We start from the raw sequence: 16,958 nt of genomic DNA, 5'->3' as shown, positions 1-16,958 counted from the left end.
GGTGGGTACGATATTGCATGTCACCCGCGAAATTTGCTCGTTTTCAGCCCTGAATCTGCAAGTTTCGCTCTCAACCCATCCAACACCATGCCTGCTGCCGACCTGGACTCCTTTGACCACGCGATTCTTGCCCTGCTCCAGCGTGACAACCTCATGCCGCAGCGTCTGATTGCTGAGCACATCAACCTCTCGGCCCCAGCCGTGCAGCGGCGCATCAAACGATTGCAGGAAACCGGGGTGATTGCCGCCAATGTGGCCGTGCTGGAGCCCGTCAAGGTGGGCCGCACGCTGACTGCGGTCATCACCGTGCAGCTGGTCAACGACAGGCCGGATCTGTCGCGCGGCTTCAGGGCGCGTATCGCCGACGAAGCGGCTGTACAGCAGTGCTTTTATGTGACGGGCGAAACCGACTGCATCCTGGTCGTCACGGCAACCGACATGGATGACTACCAGGCCATCTGCAAACGCCTGTTCGAAGGGGACGAGAACATTCGCCGCTACAGCACCTCGATCGCGCTGGAGCGCATCAAGACAGGTCTGCAGCTGCCGTTGTCTGCGCCATAAGGCGGTTCCGCCGTGTGACCGCCCGGCCGGAGTTGATGCAGGACGAGGTCCGTCATTTTTCATGGAGATTGGCACTGGCGCCACCGGAAACAAAATGCAACAATTGCGTCATAAACCGGCTCAGATTCCGCACACAAACAAGAGTCCACTCTTGAGGAGACACGATGAACGCTTCTTCCGCCACCTCGCCCGATATGGCCACGCTGGTTGCCGATCGCACTCTGGACAAATATGCCAAGGACTACTTCCCCCGGCGCGAGCAAGTGACGATTGCCTTTCGTGGCGACATTGCCGAGAGGCACAACTACGACAAGATCCGCCCGCTCTCCGAAGCCCAGCGCCATGGCAGGCATATTGTGGTGATCGAGGGCCAGAGCCAGAAGACCGGAGCCACAGGCCACTACCGCATTGAATGCAATAGCTGGAACCTCATCGAAGCCGTGGGTCTGTGGGAACAAGCCGCAGAGGCTTGAAACCCGATGTGGGGGTGTGAAAGAGCCTGCAATGAATGGCGCTGGCGCACCTTGAGACTCAAATCTCCATTCCCAAAGCGCTGTTCGCCACCCACCAGGCCAGACACAGCATCATCACACCGGTGATACCGTCCATGACGCGCCAGGCACCGGGGTTGGCAAACAAGTGCTTGAGACGGCGCCCCGCCATCGCCAGCAGCACAAACCAGAGGCAGCTGGCCGAGGCCGCACCCATCACGTAAGACCAGCGGCCCGCACCCTCCTGCTGGGCGCCAATCGAGCCCATCAGCAAGACCGTATCCAGGTACACATGAGGATTGAGCAAAGTGATGGCTGCCAGTGCAGCCAGCACGCTCATCATTCCGCGTGGTGCAGCCCTGCGTTCGCCGGCCTCCATGGCGGCATCCGGGGCCAGCCACATGCGCCGCAAGGCGAAAAGGCCATAGGCCAGCAAGAATGCGGCTCCGCCCAGCGTCAGATACTGGGCCAATGCCGGATAGCTGGCCAGCATCTGCGCCATGCCGGCCACCCCCAGCGCAACCAGCAGCCCGTCGCTGAGCACACACAGAGCCACGCAGGCCTTCACATGTTCGCCATGCACTGCCTGTCGCAGCACATACAGGTTCTGGGCACCTATGGAAACGATGAGCGAAGCGCACACCGTAAAGCCTGCAATCCAGGCGGAATAAAAATTAGTTGTCATGTCCATGAGCCGCTGACTCCTCCAAACCGGCCCGGATTCTTGCTCTGCGAAGTAATTAAGTAAAATTACATTTACTCAATTCAATGAAGAATTTCTAATGTTGGACTACGCGGGACTGGAAGCGCTTGCCGCCGTATTGCGCGAGGGAAGCTTCGAGCGTGCGGCGCGCAAGCTGCATGTCACCCCCTCCGCCATCTCCCAGCGCATCAAGCTGCTCGAGGAACGCGTGGGGCAGGTGCTGGTGCTGCGCGGCACGCCTTGCACCGGCACGGAGGCCGGCCGACGCCTGTGCCTGCATGTGGAGCAGGTGGCGCTGCTGGAAAACGATTTGCGGCGCAAGAACCCCGAGCTGGTCCCCGAAGGACAGACCGCCCTGCCCACACTGAAGCTGGCGGTCAATGCCGACTCCCTGTCGACCTGGTTCATGGACGCCATGGCGGCCTTCACGCAGGATGGCAACGAGCTGCTGGACATCAGCATTGACGATCAGGACCACACGGCCAAACGCATCAAGGAAGGCGAAGTCATGGCCGCCGTCACGGCCACGGGCTCGGCGATTGCAGGCTGCAACACCTGGCCGCTGGGCCGCATGCGCTATATCGCCGTGGCCAGCCCGGAGTTTGTGCAGCGCCACCTGGCCCAGGCCGAGTCGGACCGGGAGCTGGCACAGATGCTGGCCAAGGCGCCAATGATGTACTACGGCCGCAAGGACAGCCTGCAGGACCAATGGCTGCACGGCCTGGGGCTGGACGGACGGCGCAACAATGCGCGTCACTTTCTGCCCTCCAACCAGGGCTACACCCGTGCCGTGGAACTGGGCATGGGCTGGGGCATGCACCCGGCCCAGCTGATCACCCCGCAGCTGGCCAGTGGCGATCTGATGGAACTGCTCCCGGGCAGAGATCTCCACATCCCCATGTACTGGGCCCATACCCGCAATGCCCAGGCCAGCCTGCAACGCCTGACCGACTGCATCATCCATGCCGCAGCTGCCTGGCTGGAGCCCATGAAGGACTAGTTCAGTCGGCTGAAGACTTTTTCAGGCCGTAATAGAACACCCAGGCAGCCGCCAGGTAGAGAAAGGGATAAAGCGCCAGATAAGGCAGCAGATGCAGATAGGCCGACCATCGGTCGGCCGCGAAAAAGCTTGCATACACCAAGGCCGCGAGCAATGCCCCGCTGCCCGTCAGCAAAGCGGCATAGGCCAGCAAGGTGGCAAGGCGCAAGACCGGCCTGCCGCGCTCGACCAGCAGCAACCGGCCCGAACGCAGCTGCACGGGAATCTGATAGAGGCGAGCAAGTGCCATCAGGAAGACGATGGGCACCAGGATCAGAGGCAGGAAGAACATGTCTCACAGCGCAATCAGGGGCGATGCTCGGACTCCACATGGCGCACGGCCGCCCTGGCCTGGGTGAGCATATGAAAGTCCAGAATGCGTGTCGCCATGATGGTCTCCCAGAGGAAGCAGCACAGCGCCAGCACAAAGGCCAGCACCCCCAGCAGAAAGCTGAAAACGGCATAGCCGTGGCCGCTGACGCCGTAGGCCTGGCCCACGAACAGCAGCACGATGGTCAGCCCTATGCACATGCCGCACAGCGTCAGCAGCGCGATGGAGACGTTGGCCAGCCGCCCGCGCTCGCGCAGAAAATGCAGCTCCTTGAGATGGCGGGCGATCAGATCGTGATCGTCCAGGGTGCGCAGGCTTTCCTCGAGCTTGCGGGCGCGGTCAATGATGCGGGCCAGCCGCCCCGCTACGGAGCCAATCATGCCGGCCACGGCAGTCAGAAAAAAAACCGGCGCAACAGCGAGCTGAATGCTGTGGGTGACGGTCTGTGCGTCGATGGACCAAATGCTCATGATGTCCTCAGAATCGGGGGCTTTCTCAGCCTCTATTTTGTGCACAAATGTCAGCGCAGTTTTGACTGCAGTCACTCAAAAACAGCCACCGCCGACATTTCAGGTGGCTGCAGCCTGTTTGGGCATCGGATATCGATCACGGGCAGCGTCGCCAAAGTGCCTGAACTTGCATCAGCGCCTCGTTGAACGCGACGCCGGCCTTGTGCTGTGCCTCGCTGCCCCCAAAGGAATCGCCCTGATCTCCCAGACGATGTCTGGATGCGCTGCTATATAATTTTTCGCTGAAACAAGTCTCGGCACGGCTGTGCCGCAGGCTTTTTCTACATGCGACAGGTGCCCGGTGCTTCATCGGGTTAAACGGGAACAAGGTTCAAAGCCTTGGCTGCCCCCGCAACGGTAAGCAGATCAAACCACTTCATGGCTTTTGCGCTTGCAGGAGCCTGTCACTGGTGTTCTACGTGGCCTCTTCGACGAGGTGCGCGGCAACGCCGGGAAGGCGAAGTGACATGCCTCGCGCAATCTGCCAGCCCGGATACCGGCCTGTTGAGCGCTGACCACCCGGACCCAGTTCTGGCAGTCGGCATGTGCAACGAGCGTCTGCGGGGAGCAGCGTGACGGCAACAGGCTGCGAGGCCCGCCCTCCGCCCGATCTCGTCACCAGCATGCAGACCGTCTGCCCTGGCTAATGACAATGAGACACCTTGCACAGGCTTTCGCCTCGCGCTTCGGGCCCGCTGGCGCCATGCCCACCTGGGACCCCGCCCTGCTGCAGCCATGACCCAGCCGTTGACACAGATGTTCGTCCAGCAACGCCATCAGCTGAAGCTATGGCTGGCCATGTTGGCGGCAGTGCTGCTGCTGTCTCTGACTCTGGCCATCACCTTGGGGCCGGTACGGATCGCCCCCGGGCAAGCCTGGCAGATCACGGCTTATGAGCTGGGTCAGCGACTGGGCCTGGACTGGCCTTCGGGCAGCTGGAGCAGCGCCCAGTACCAGATTGTCTGGCGCGTGCGCCTGCCGCGCGTATTGCTCGCAGCCCTGACCGGCGCAGGCCTTGCGCTGGTGGGCGTGGCCATGCAGGCCATGGTGCGCAATCCGCTGGCCGACCCCTATCTGCTGGGCGTTTCCTCCGGTGCGTCGGTCGGTGCCGTAAGCGTGCTGGCCTTCGGCGCACTGGCATTTGCCGGCGAGCTGGCCTTGCCGCTGGGCGCTTTCAGCGGCGCGCTGCTGGCCTGTGTGGCCGTGTACTTTCTGGCCCATGCCAATGGACGATTGCAGGCATCGCGACTCATTCTGGGCGGCGTGGCCATTGCCTACTGCCTGGGCGGCGTCACCAGCCTGATTGTGCTGACGGCCGATCAGCGCGAGCTGGCCAATTCCGTGCTCACCTGGACCCTGGGCAGCCTGGCCGGAACCCGCTGGCAGGAGCTGGGCCTGCCGGCTGCCTTGCTGGCAGCTGGCGTGGCCCTGCTGCTGACACAGGCCCGCTCACTCAATGCACTGCTGGCAGGCGAAGAGACCGCAGCCACGCTGGGAGTGGACACCACCCGCACCAGGCGCTGGCTATTCGTTCTGGTCTCGATGGTGACGGGCGTGCTGGTGGCGCTGACGGGTCCGATCGGCTTTGTCGGCCTCATCGTGCCCCATGTCGCCCGCATGCTGGTCGGCTCCGAGCACCGGCGCGTGCTGCCAGTGGCCGCTCTCACAGGTGCCATCTTCCTGATCTGGGTCGATGTGTTCTCGCGCATCAGCTTTGCCCCCGCCGAAGTACCCGTGGGGGTCATCACCTCGCTGCTGGGCGGCCCCTTCTTTGTCTGGATGCTGTGCCGCAAGAGCGTGCGGGAAAAGGGCAATCCGTGAGTTCCGCACCCAGCTCTTGCTGCCTGCTGGAGGCCAGCCGCCTGCATTGGCAGACGGCAGCCGCCTCCATTGTCAAGGACATCAGCCTGCATATCCGGCATGGCGAACTGGTCGGCCTGCTCGGCCCCAACGGCAGCGGCAAGTCCACCCTGTTGCGCATGATCTACCGCATGCTCAGGCCTGCCAGCGGTGCGGTCTGCATAGACGGGCAGGACGTCTGGCTGCGCAGCGCTCACGCCAATGCCCGTTCCATGGCGGTGCTGACCCAGGAAAACGCCAGCGAGTTCGATCTGCGCGTCTGCGACGTGGTGCTCATGGGTCGCATGCCGCACCAGAGCTCTTTCGCCCGGGACAGCGAGCAAGACTTCCGCATCGTCGCCCAGTCCCTGGCTCAGGTCCGTGCCCAGTCGCTGGCGCAGCGCATGTTCTCCACCCTTTCGGGGGGCGAGAAGCAGCGCGTGCTCATGGCCAGGGCATTGGCCCAGCAGACCAGGCTGCTGGTGCTGGACGAGCCTACCAACCACCTGGACGTACGCCACCAGTTCGAACTGATGAACCTGATCCGCAGCCTGGGCCTGACCACGCTGGCCGCGCTGCACGAGCTGCCACTGGCCGCTCACTACTGCGACCGCCTGTACCTGCTCAAGGCAGGAGAACTGGTGGCGCAGGGCACGCCGGCCCAGGTGCTGACCGCTCAGACCATTGCCGAGGTCTACGGCGTGCATGCCCAGGTGCGCCTGAGCGAGCGCAGCGGCAGACCGCTGATCGAGTTCATGCCGGACGAGTTGCTCTAAATCCCTGCGCGTTTCGCCCGGGGACTGATAAACTCTCGCGGCGCCTTGATGGCGCTTCGTTTCGGAAGGTGCTCGCTTGAAGCGAGTGAAACGGGAACAAGGTCTGATCGCAAGCTCAGGAAGCCTTGGCTGCCCCCGCAACGGTAAGCAGGTCAACACACTCATGCGAGCGCATCAGCGCTTGCAGCCACTGGACATGATCCGGCCCCTCGCATCGCGACGGTCTGCATCTTTCGGGAAGGCGAGTCGTGAATTCAGCAATGAATTGCCTGTGAGCCCGGAGACCGGCCTGCCGATGACTCAACTCCGCCCCTCGGGGCGGTATTTACGAAAACTGTCTGCGGGGTGCGGATAGCGGCCAGAAAGTGGATTGCGTCATGCTTGGTAAAGGCGGACCTGTCTGCGGCACAGCTATCCCTTCAGGCAGTTTCGGCCTCGTGATATGTGCTCTCATCCACAAACCTCTGCTGCTCTTCATTCCGCCCTCAACTCCAAGCCTCAGCTGCGCCATCTAGGCAGCACCGCACTCAAGCTGCTTTTGCTCTGCCCCGCCATCGGCATGGCCCAGCAGTCCCTGCCCGAAGTCACGGTGCGGGAAAACCGCCTGCCTTCGCATGAGCTGCAGACCAGCCAGCCGTCAACCACGGCCTCCCATGTGAACGTACCCGTGCTGGACCTCCCGGCCAGCGTCAGCGGCGTGTCTTCGCTGCAAATAGACGAGCGTGCGGACTACCGCGTCTCCGACGCGGTCACCCGCACCGTGGGCCTGAGCACATCGGGCGCCCCCGGCAATGGGGGGCTGTCTTTTTCAAGCCGCGGTTTCAATGGCGTGAACTCCATCGGCATTGCCGAGGACGGCATCATGCTGGGCGTGGCCTCGGGCACCGTCAACTATCCGGGCGACAGCTGGGGCTATGAGCGCATCGAAGTGCTGCGCGGCCCGGCATCGCTGATGTATGGCAGCGGCACCACAGGTGCCACCATGAATGCCATCCGCAAGCAGCCCAGCCGCGAGCGCTCCACCGAAGTGCTGCTGGGAGCAGGCAGCCACGGCAAGGCCTACGCCGGCATCGGCGCCAGTGGCGCACTGGGCGAGACCCTGAGCTACCGTCTCGATGCCTATGGCGACCGCACCGACGGCGAGCGCGAGCTGGGCAAGGCCAGCAGCGGCAAGCTGATGAGCGCACTGCGCTGGACGCCGCGCAGCGATCTGACCGTGGACCTCAGTGCCGACATCAGCCAGCAAAAGCCCGAGCGCTATTTCGGCTCGCCCGTGGTCAACGGGCAGATCGTCAAGGAGCTGCGCAACAAGAACTACAACGTGCTCGATGCCATCGACCAGTTCAAGGACCAGCGCTTCCGTGCCAAGGCCCAGTGGCGTGCCAGCGACGCGCTGACGGTGCGCAACGAGCTCTATCACTTCAAGTCCGATCGCCACTGGAAGAACATCGAGGCCTACGACTACCAGCCGGCCACCGGCCAGGTGGGGCGATCCGACTATCTGGAAATCGGCCACGATGTGCAGCAGACGGGCAATCGCATGGGGCTGGACCTCAAGGCCGCCAACCACCAGATCGCCGTGGGCTGGGACATCTCCAACGCCCAGTTCACCAACACCAGCAACTCTCCCTACACCGGTAAATCCACGGTTTCGGCCTTCAACCCGCAGCATGGCTATTGGGACAGCCCCGATGCCTATCTGCCGCGCATGAACTCCAGCCTCCGCCAGAATGCGCTGTATCTCGAAGATGCCTGGAAGATCAGCGAGCAATGGCTGTTGATGGCCGGCATGCGCCGTGACTGGTATGCCTTCTCGCGCAACAATATTCAGGACGGATCGGGCTTTGACAAGCCGCTGAACGGCACCTCCTGGCGCCTGGGCCTGACCCACAAGTTCGATGCGCTCAGCAGCGCCTATGTGCAAACCAGTACCGGCCATGACCCCGTCACCAGCCTGCTGGCGATTGCCCAGTCGCAAACCGGCTTCAGCCTCAGCCAGGGCCGCCAGATCGAGGTCGGCTACAAGCAGCAACTGGCCGATGGGCGTGGCGAATGGACCGTGGCGGCCTATCGCATCGTCAAGGACGACATCATCACCCGCGACCCCGATCGTCCGGCGCTGTCGGTCCAGGGTGGCAAGCAGTCGTCCAGGGGGATTGAACTGACCGGTCTCATCCATGCCAGCAAGACGCTGCGCTTCGAAGGCAATATTGCCTATGTGGATGCGAAGTTCGACCGATTGCTCGAAGGCAGCAAGGGCGTGGACCGTGCAGGCAACCGCCCCAGCAACGTACCGCGCGTGACTGCCAACCTCTGGGGTCACTACCGCACCGGCCCCTGGCAGGCATCGCTGGGCATGCGCTATGTGGGCGACCGTTTTGGTGACAACGCCAACACCGTTCGCATGCCTTCCTATGTGGTGACCGACGCCGTGCTGAGCTGGGATATGAACCCGCGCACCACGCTGCGCCTGGTGGGCCGCAACCTGACCAACCGCCTCTATGCCACCTATGCCTATAGTGGCAACCAGTGGCTGCTGGGACGCGGACGCAGCGTGGAACTGTCCGCGCTGATGCGTTTCTGATGCTGCCCAGGCCTGTTGCCATGCAAGCTATTGGCTTGAATCGTCCCTGCGCCTCGGCGCTGCTGGCGGCATCGCTGCTGCTGGCCGGTTGCGGCAAAGCGCCCGAGCCGCAGGCGGTTGCGGTACCGATGCGCCAGCATCAGCCCGCACTGGAGTTGCCGGTGTGCGGGCAGACGGTGCGCTATGACAAGGTTCCCCAGCGTGCCGTCACCCATGACGTCAACATCACCGAGAGCTTTCTCTATCTCGGTCTGGGCCGGCGCCTGGTCGGCTACTCGGGCATCCCTTCCAGCAAGGAGATCAGCCCCCAGCTCAAGCCCTGGCTGCAGCGTCTGCCTGATCTTTCATCCCAGGGCATGAACCTGGAGGTATTGCTGGGCGCCGAAGCCGACTTTGTCTTTGGTGGCTGGAGCTATGGCTTTCGCCAAGGTGCCGTGACCCCGGAGCGCCTGGCCAGCCACGGGATCGCCTCCTATGTGCTGTCCGAATCCTGCATCCGCGTGCAAAAGCGCGAGCGCATCGCACTGGACGATGCACTGCTGGACATGGAGAACATCAGTCGCATCTTTGACGTCCTCCCGCAGACCCAGCCACGCATAGACAAACTGCGGGCCTCCCAGGCCCAGCTGCGCCAGCAGATGCAAGGCAACCGCACGCTGCCGCGCGTCTTTGTCTACGACAGCGGCCAGGAGATTCCCGTCACCGTCGGTCACTTCGGCATGCCACAAGCCATGCTGGACGAGGCTGGAGCCAGCAATATCTTTGCAGACCTGAGCCAGAACTGGCAGCGCGGCAACTGGGAAGACGTGATCGAGCGCGACCCCGAGTGGATCGTGATCATTGACTACGGCCAACCCGACGCCCAGGGCAAGATCGACTTCCTGCTGCAAAAAAAGGAACTTGAGGCGGTTTCCGCCATTCGCAATCGCCGGTTCTTCGTGATGAGCTATGCCGAAGCCACACCCGGCCCGCGCAATATCGAAGCCGCACAGCGCCTGGCAGCTGCCTTGCACCCCGAGCGCAAGATCAGCGTCCAGCGCGTGGAGTTTTCTGCAGGAGAGCTGCCGTGAACAAGCGCCTCCCCACCTACCGACCTGCCGACCTCAATCAGGCAGCAGCTCCTTCGCTGGCCATCATCTTGCTCAGCCGGGGCGGCGCCTATACCGCAGGCCTGACGGAGCTCAGCGATCTGGCCGCGCGGCTGGAAGCCGCCATGAGAGCCTCAGGCCAGCCTGTGCAGCAGGTGACCACGGCCTATGTGGACCGCGCCCAGCCCACGCTGGGCGAGGCGCTGGACCTGTGTGCCGAGGCGCGCAGCATTCTGATCCTGCCCGTGATGGTGCCTGACGAAGCCTCGCTGCGCCGCTGGCTGCACAAGCTCATCATGCGCTGGCGTGCAGCACGTGATTCCTCACAGCCCTCTCCGCGTCTGGTATTTGGTCAACCGCTGCTGCAGCTACCCGGACTGACCGAGTTGCTGGCCCGGTCCGTGGAAGATGCACTGCGCCAGCCCGATGTGCCAGAGGTGCTGGGCGACGATCCATGGGAGCACGACCCCAAGGGCTGGTCGCTGGTGCCCGAGCACCGCCACCATGTGCTGTGGTGCGTGGGCCCGCGCTGCGCGGCCAAGGGAGCGCTGCAGCTATGGCCCACACTGACGCGCACGATACGTGAAACCCCGGGACTGAAAAACCGGCTGCAGCCGCTGCAAACCGGCTGCCAGTACCCCTGCAACCATGGCCCGTTGATGATCGTCTACCCCGACGGCGTCTGGTACGGTCCCATGGATGCCGACAATCTGGCGTCCACACTCACAGGCCATGTGCTTGATGCGCGCGTCAACCCGCAATGCCATGTCCACGGACCGGCCGTCCTCGAACGCCCCTGATTTCTCTTGCTTTCCTCCACCGGAGATAGATCCATGCAAACCACCAAAATCCCCGCCACCATCGTCACCGGCTTTCTCGGCAGCGGCAAGACCACGCTGATGCGCCATATTCTCGAGCAGGCCAAGGGCCTGCGCGTGGCGGTCATCGTCAACGAGTTCGGCGAACTGGGCATTGACGGCGAAATCCTCAAGACCTGTGCCATAGGCTGCAAGGAAGAAGGCGGCGCGGATATGCAGTCGGGCCAGATCTACGAGCTGGCCAACGGCTGCATGTGCTGTACCGTGCAAGAAGAGTTCTTCCCCGTCATGAAGGCCCTGACAGAACGCCGCGCCGACATCGATGTGCTGCTGATCGAAACCAGCGGCCTGGCCCTGCCCAAGCCCCTAGTCCAGGCCTTCCAGTGGCCCGACATTGCCAATGTCTTCACTGTCGATTCGGTGGTCACCGTGGTCGACACGCCCGCTGCGGCTGCCGGCCAGTTTGCCCATGACCCGCATGCCGTCGATGAACAGCGTCAGGCCGACCCCAATCTGGACCATGACGCCAGCCTGCATGAGCTGTTCGAGGATCAGCTCTCGGCCGCCGACCTGGTGGTGCTGTCCAAAGCCGATCTGGTCACGGCCGAACAACTCGGTCAGGTGCGAGCCCTGGTGGCCGAAGAAGTACCTGCCAGCGTGAAGATGATCGAAGCCGTGCAGGGCCAGGTGCCCCTGAACGTGCTGCTGGGCCAGCATCGCGCCGCCGAGCTGTCGATCGACGACAAGCACAGCCACCATGACCATGACGAAGACCATGAACACGATGCCTTCGACTCCTTGCACCTCGACCTGGGTGCCGTGGACCGTGAGCGCCTGATGCAGGCCTTGCAGTCCATCGTTGAGCAACATGGCGTGCTGCGCGTCAAGGGCTTTGCCGCCCTGCCGGGCAAGAAGATGCGTCTGCTGGTGCAGGGCGTGGGCCGCCGTTTTGATGCCTATTTCGACCGTGCCTGGGCCGACGGCGAAGCTGCGGCCACGCGTCTGGTGTTCATCGGCAAGCAGCTGGACGCCGCCGTGCTGCGCCAGGCCTTGCTGGGCGCCCAGGCATAAAATCCAGGCAAATCGGCCTCTATCGCTTTACTGGCAAGCGGATAAAGCTATCTTTTTGAATCATGCACCTGCTCAGCTCCCGCCCTGGCGGCTTTGTCGAAGACGACAGCATCATCACCCGTCTGGACCAGACGCCTGCAGACATGGTGGTGCTCAGTTCCGCCGACACCACGCTGTCGCTGCTGGCCGATGCCTACCGGATGTGGCTGCAGGCCGAGCCCCGGGCCGCGGGTTCCACGCCCACGCTGCGCCTGGCCAACCTGCTGCATCTGCGCCAGAGCGCCTCGCTCGATCTGTATATCGACGAGGTGCTGCAGCATGCCAGGCTGGTCATCGTCGATCATCTGGGAGCCGAGTCCACCTGGCCCTACGGCATCGAGCAGCTGCAAAAGCTGGCGCGCCGCAAGGGCCAGAAGCTGGCCATGTTCTCTGGCGACAACCAGGAAGATCCCGAACTGCTGGCCAAGGGCACGTTGGAGCCCGAGCAAAGCCGTGCGCTGTGGCAATACCTGCGCGCCGGCGGCCTTGGCAATGCCCGCGAGTTCCTGCGCATGGCGGCAGCCTGGGGCCTGAACCAGGGCCGCGAGGGAGCGCCCGTGCGGGTGCTGCCCCCCGTGGCCGTGCATGTGCCTCAAGCCTGGCTGGCTGACGATGCAGGGCATCTTCCGGGCCTGGACGACCTGCAGGCACGCTGGACGCCCGGCGCTCCCGTGGCCATGCTGGTCTTCTACCGCTCGCATCTGCTGGCGGCCAATACCGAGGCCTTCGATGCCATGGCTGACGCCCTGCTCGCACGCGGCCTCAACCCGCTGTCGCTGGCCCTGGAGTCGCTCAAGGACGGGCTGTGCCTGCAGACGCTACGCTCCCTGTGCATCACCCACCAGGTGCAGATCATTCTCAACACCACGGCGTTTGCGGCCCTCGGAGAACATGCGCGCACCGGCGAGGCGGCCGACGCGCTGGCCGGCGACATTCCCGTGCTGCAGGTGATTGCCAGCGGCAGCAACCGCGAGGACTGGCTGGCCGACAGCCAGGGCCTGCGCCCGCGCGACATTGCCATGCAGGTGGTGTTGCCCGAGATGGACGGTCGCATCATGACGCGCGCCATGAGCTTCAAAGGCCTGGCCCATCGCTGCGAGCTGACGCAAACCGATGTGATCAGCTACCAGGCCGAGCCCGACCGCATTGCCTGGATTGCCGAGCTGGCCTGGCGCTGGTGCCAGCTGCGCAGCAAGCCTGCGGCTCAGAAGAAAGCCGCGCTGATACTGGCCAACTACCCGGGCAGCGAGGCACGCATGGGCAGCGGCGTGGGTCTCGATACGCCGGAATCCGTCATTGCCCTGCTGGATCAGCTGGCACGCGACGGCTGGCAGCTGGGGGATGCTGCTGCGCGGCCCGACTCCGGCCTGGCGCTGATGGGCCTGCTGCAACAAGGCATTGCCAACGACCCCAAAAAATGGCCGCTGCGTCCTGCAAGCCTAGGCTATTCGCTGCAGGCCTATCAACAGCGTCTGGCACAGCTGCCCGGCGATATGGCCCAGGCCATAGCCGAGCGCTGGGGGGCACCCGAGCAGGACCCGATGCTGCGCGATGGCTGGTTCATGATTGCCGGCCTGCAGCTGGGCCATGTCTTTGTCGGCATACAGCCCGCGCGCGCTCTCGATGGACGCAATGACTACGCCAGCTATCACGACGCCGAGCTGGTGCCGCCCCATCACTATCTGGCGTTCTACTTCTGGCTGCGCGATGTGTTCGGCGTGGACGCCATGGTCCATGTGGGCAAGCATGGCAATCTGGAATGGCTGCCGGGCAAGAGCCTCGCGCTGTCGCAGCAATGCTGGCCCGATGCCATTCTCGGCCCGCTGCCGCATGTCTACCCCTTCATCGTCAACGACCCGGGCGAAGGGGCTCAGGCCAAGCGCCGCAGCCAGGCCGTCATCATCGACCATCTGATGCCGCCGCTCACGCGCGCCGAAAACCACGGCCCCATGCAGGAGCTTGAACGCCTGGTGGACGAGTACTACGAAGCCCTGCTGGTCGACCTGCGCCGCTCCGGCATGCTGCGCAAGCAGATTCTGGACTGCGCCAGACAGCAGGATCTGCTGCGCGAACTCGGCCTCGAAGCGGCGGGCGCGCAGCCCGATGCCGACGAGCTGCTGCTGGAACGCATCGATGCCTATCTGTGCGAACTCAAGGAAACCCAGATCCGCGATGGCCTGCATATCTTCGGCAGCTCGCCACAAGGCCAGCTGCGCGAATCCACCCTGCTCTCGCTGGCACGCTATCCCGGCAATGCCGGCAGCGAGCAAGGCCTGCTCAATGCGCTGACAGCCGACCTGCTGCCGGCCATGGACTGGAACCCGCTGGACATGGATGCCGCCGCGCCCTGGAACGGCCCGCGTCCGGCCGCGCTGCAGCAGCAGGATGCCGGCAGCTGGCGCCATGGCGGGGACACGCGCGAGCGGCTCGAGCTGCTGGCCCTGCAGGTCATTGCCAATCCCGCGCTGGCCCGCGACTGGCCGCACACACTACAAGTGCTGACGCGCATAGAGCAGCAGATTGCACCGTCACTGGATGCCTGCGGCCCGCAGGAGCTGCTGCAGTTCTCGCAAGCACTGCAAGGGCGCTTTGTGCCACCCGGCCCCAGCGGCTCGCCCTCGCGCGGGCGCTGCGACACCTTGCCTACAGGGCGCAACTTCTACACCGTGGACACCCGTGCCATCCCCACCCAGACCGCCTGGGCGCTGGGGCAGCAGTCCGCGCAGCGCGTGCTGGAGCGTTATCTGCAGGAGCATGGCGAGTACCCTCAGGCCATCGGTCTTTCCGTCTGGGGAACAGCCACCATGCGTACCGGCGGTGACGATATCGCCCAGGCCTTTGCCCTGATCGGGGTTCGTCCCAAATGGGCGGCCGGCAGCCAGCGCGTGACCGACTTTGAAGTCATTCCCGCCGTGGGGCTGCGTCGCCCGCGTGTCGACGTGACCTTGCGCATCAGCGGCTTCTTCCGCGATGCCTTTCCCAATGTGGTGCAGATGTTCGATGCCGCAGTGCGTGCCGTGGCCGAGCTCGATGAGGACGCCGAGGACAACCCCATCCGCGCGCGCGTGCTGCGAGATACGCAGGCTGCCGTGGATCAAGGCCTGAGCGCCGACGCAGCCCGCGAACAGGCGCTGTGGCGCGTTTTCGGAGCGCCCACCGGCAGCTATGGTGCCAGCATGCATGAGATGCTGCGTAGCGGCCAGTGGACCGACGCAGGTGACTTTGCACGCCACTACCTGCACTGGGGTGCCTATGCCTACGGCCAGCAGGCCGATGGCGTGCCGGCCCGCGCCGCTCTGGAGCGGCGTCTGCAGGCATTGGACGTGGTGCTGCAGAATCAGGACAGCCGCGAGCATGACCTGCTGGACTCCAGCGAGTACTACCAGCATCAGGGCGGCATGGTGGCGGCCGTGCGGCACCTGGGCGGCAGCGACCCTGCCGTCTATCATGGCGACCACGGCAATCCTCAGTCTGCCAGGATTCGCTCCCTGGCCGAGGAGATCGGTCGCGTGGTACGCGCCCGCGTCACCAATCCCAAGTGGATTGCGGGCGCCATGCGCCACGGCTACAAGGGCGGCTTCGAGATGGCGGCCACGGTGGACTATCTGTTCGGCTTCGATGCCACCACCGAGCTGGTCTCGGACCAGCATTACGCCATGGTCACCCAGGCCTATGTGGAAGATGAGAGCGTGCGCCAGTTTCTGCGCCAGCACAATCCACAGGCGCTGGGCGATATCGTCTCGCGCCTGCTGGAAGCCATAGACCGCGGCATGTGGGAGCAGCCCGGCGAGCATCGCCAGAGCCTGCTGACCCAGATGCTGGAGCACGAAGAATTCATGGAAGGACAGGTTTCCCAATGAGCCCCAACCACGATCCGGTACCCGTATTCCCTCTCTCTGCCATACAGGGACAGCCCTCCCTCGTGCAGGCTCTGCTGCTGGCCGCGATCGAGCCACAGCTCGGCGGCGTGCTCATCCGGGGCCCGCGCGGCACGGCAAAGTCCACGGCAGCACGTGCGCTGGCGGATCTGCTGGCACCTGCACCGTTCGTCACCCTGCCGCTAGGTGCCTCCATCGAGCATGTGACCGGCAGCCTGGACCTGTCCAAAGCTCTGGCGAGCCATGAAGTGGCTTTTGCGCCGGGCCTGATCGCCAAGGCGCACGAAGGGGTTCTCTATGTCGATGAGATCAATCTGCTGCCCGATGCCATCGTCGATGTGCTGCTTGATGTGGCAGCCTCCGGCATCAATCGCATAGAGCGCGACGGGATCTCGCACAGCCATGCCGCGCGCTTTGTGCTGATCGGCACCATGAACCCCGAGGAAGGCATGCTGCGCCCGCAGCTGCTGGACCGCCTGGGCCTTTGTGTGCAATTGGACAATGCCCAGGACCCGCAGCTGCGCAGCAGCATCGTCAAGGCCAGGCTGCGCTTTGACCTGGACCCCCAGGGCTTTGTGCAATCCCATGCGGCCCACCAGCAGGAGATCCGCCAGCGGCTGGCGCAGGCACGCAGCCGTTGCCGCAATGCCTCGGAACTGACCTGGAGCGATGCCGTCCATGAGGCCGTGGCCCTGCAGTGTATTGCCGCCCAGGTAGACGGACTGCGTGCCGACCTGGTCATGCTGCGCGCTGCACGCGCCCTGGCAGCCTGGCAAGGCAGTCACAGCATCACGCCAGCCCATGTGGCCGAAGTCGCGCCACTGGTACTGCAGCATCGCGCTGCCCAGCCAGACCCGGGCAGCGCCAGTCAGCCCCAGCAGACTCCCGCAACCACACCTGCGGCCGTGCCCGCTGCGTCATCCGGCACGGACCGCAAAGACCGCACGGAGCCTGATATCCAGGCGTCAGCACCCCCTTCAACGGCCTCCCGCGAGCCCGGCGCCACCGGCTCCTTGCCTCAAGACGCCGGCCCGGGCCTCGAACAGCCGCCTGCCGGCTGGGGTCAGGCTCAAGCCGTGAGCAGCGTCGTCTTCGAGCCTCAACAGGCCGACGCCATGGCTCAGGCAGCCCTGGAGGCCCTGGCCGCAAAAAAAGCCCGGGCCTCCGGTCTGCTGCGCTGAGCGCCGGCCGGGGGCAAATCGGCTCCGCCAACCAAGGCCTGGCCCTG

At 64.2% G+C, this 16,958-nt stretch carries 14 protein-coding genes and 2 riboswitches; of the genes, 11 read left to right on the top strand and 3 right to left on the bottom strand.

Translation table 11 applies throughout. The features are described 5' to 3' along the window. The first annotated feature begins 87 nt into the window (after window positions 1–87). Together ACWGXF_RS10415 and ACWGXF_RS10410 are read left to right on the top strand one after the other, a co-directional pair. Window positions 88–564, top strand: a complete 477-nt coding sequence (locus ACWGXF_RS10415; RefSeq protein WP_452101884.1) for an Lrp/AsnC family transcriptional regulator — start codon at window positions 88–90, stop codon at window positions 562–564. Between the two features lie 164 nt (window positions 565–728). Further along, on the top strand, window positions 729–1,037 hold the full coding sequence (locus ACWGXF_RS10410; RefSeq protein WP_003062961.1) for a hypothetical protein: 309 nt from the start codon (window positions 729–731) through the stop codon (window positions 1,035–1,037). Between the two features lie 58 nt (window positions 1,038–1,095). Here the strand turns inward: ACWGXF_RS10410 and ACWGXF_RS10405 are convergent, their stop codons facing one another. Then, window positions 1,096–1,746 (bottom strand): LysE/ArgO family amino acid transporter, encoded by a 651-nt coding sequence (locus tag ACWGXF_RS10405; RefSeq protein ID WP_003062963.1) that lies wholly within the window; start codon window positions 1,744–1,746, stop codon window positions 1,096–1,098. Window positions 1,747–1,837: 91 nt separating this feature from the next. Between ACWGXF_RS10405 and ACWGXF_RS10400 the strand changes: the two genes are divergently transcribed. Then, entirely contained in the window at window positions 1,838–2,758 is a 921-nt protein-coding gene (locus tag ACWGXF_RS10400) for an HTH-type transcriptional regulator ArgP (RefSeq protein WP_012838046.1), read from the top strand. A gap of 1 nt (window position 2,759) precedes the next feature. Here the strand turns inward: ACWGXF_RS10400 and ACWGXF_RS10395 are convergent, their stop codons facing one another. Further along, complete coding sequence (locus ACWGXF_RS10395; RefSeq protein ID WP_256630284.1) at window positions 2,760–3,089, bottom strand: hypothetical protein; 330 nt, start codon at window positions 3,087–3,089, stop codon at window positions 2,760–2,762. 14 nt (window positions 3,090–3,103) lie between these two features. After that, window positions 3,104–3,598, bottom strand: coding sequence for a DUF2721 domain-containing protein (locus ACWGXF_RS10390; protein WP_003062966.1), 495 nt, complete (start codon window positions 3,596–3,598; stop codon window positions 3,104–3,106). Window positions 3,599–3,912: 314 nt separating this feature from the next. Next, window positions 3,913–4,156: riboswitch (cobalamin riboswitch) on the top strand. Window positions 4,157–4,393: 237 nt separating this feature from the next. Here ACWGXF_RS10390 and ACWGXF_RS10385 point away from each other — a divergent pair. From ACWGXF_RS10385 to ACWGXF_RS10350, 8 genes are all read left to right on the top strand, one after another. Next, window positions 4,394–5,458, top strand: coding sequence for an iron chelate uptake ABC transporter family permease subunit (locus tag ACWGXF_RS10385; RefSeq protein ID WP_087864258.1), 1,065 nt, complete (start codon window positions 4,394–4,396; stop codon window positions 5,456–5,458). Beyond that, window positions 5,455–6,252 (top strand): ABC transporter ATP-binding protein, encoded by a 798-nt coding sequence (locus ACWGXF_RS10380; protein ID WP_087864257.1) that lies wholly within the window; start codon window positions 5,455–5,457, stop codon window positions 6,250–6,252. Before ACWGXF_RS10385 ends, ACWGXF_RS10380 begins: the two co-directional genes overlap by 4 nt. Window positions 6,253–6,301: 49 nt before the next feature. Beyond that, a riboswitch (cobalamin riboswitch) is annotated at window positions 6,302–6,559 on the top strand. 135 nt (window positions 6,560–6,694) lie between these two features. After that, the gene (locus tag ACWGXF_RS10375; protein ID WP_229228567.1) at window positions 6,695–8,836 is read left to right on the top strand and encodes a TonB-dependent receptor; all 2,142 of its coding nucleotides are present in this window, start codon (window positions 6,695–6,697) and stop codon (window positions 8,834–8,836) included. Then, window positions 8,836–9,906 carry an ABC transporter substrate-binding protein gene (locus tag ACWGXF_RS10370; protein ID WP_370466568.1) on the top strand — a complete coding sequence of 357 codons (1,071 nt, stop codon included), beginning with the start codon at window positions 8,836–8,838 and terminating at the stop codon, window positions 9,904–9,906. The genes ACWGXF_RS10375 and ACWGXF_RS10370 overlap by 1 nt, the downstream gene beginning before the upstream one ends. Beyond that, window positions 9,903–10,724 (top strand): (2Fe-2S) ferredoxin domain-containing protein, encoded by an 822-nt coding sequence (locus tag ACWGXF_RS10365; protein ID WP_256630282.1) that lies wholly within the window; start codon window positions 9,903–9,905, stop codon window positions 10,722–10,724. The genes ACWGXF_RS10370 and ACWGXF_RS10365 overlap by 4 nt, the downstream gene beginning before the upstream one ends. Window positions 10,725–10,757: 33 nt before the next feature. Continuing rightward, entirely contained in the window at window positions 10,758–11,813 is a 1,056-nt protein-coding gene (gene cobW / locus ACWGXF_RS10360) for a cobalamin biosynthesis protein CobW (protein WP_256630281.1), read from the top strand. 62 nt (window positions 11,814–11,875) lie between these two features. Continuing rightward, entirely contained in the window at window positions 11,876–15,712 is a 3,837-nt protein-coding gene (cobN, locus tag ACWGXF_RS10355; protein ID WP_256630280.1) for a cobaltochelatase subunit CobN, read from the top strand. Then, on the top strand, window positions 15,709–16,911 hold the full coding sequence (locus ACWGXF_RS10350) for an ATP-binding protein (RefSeq protein ID WP_256630279.1): 1,203 nt from the start codon (window positions 15,709–15,711) through the stop codon (window positions 16,909–16,911). Before cobN ends, ACWGXF_RS10350 begins: the two co-directional genes overlap by 4 nt. Window positions 16,912–16,958: the final 47 nt, after the last annotated feature.

It is taken from the genome of Comamonas sp. HJ-2 (assembly GCF_053615495.1).
Note: the sequence above shows the minus strand (reverse complement) of the source record. Positions and strands in the feature narration are given on the sequence as shown.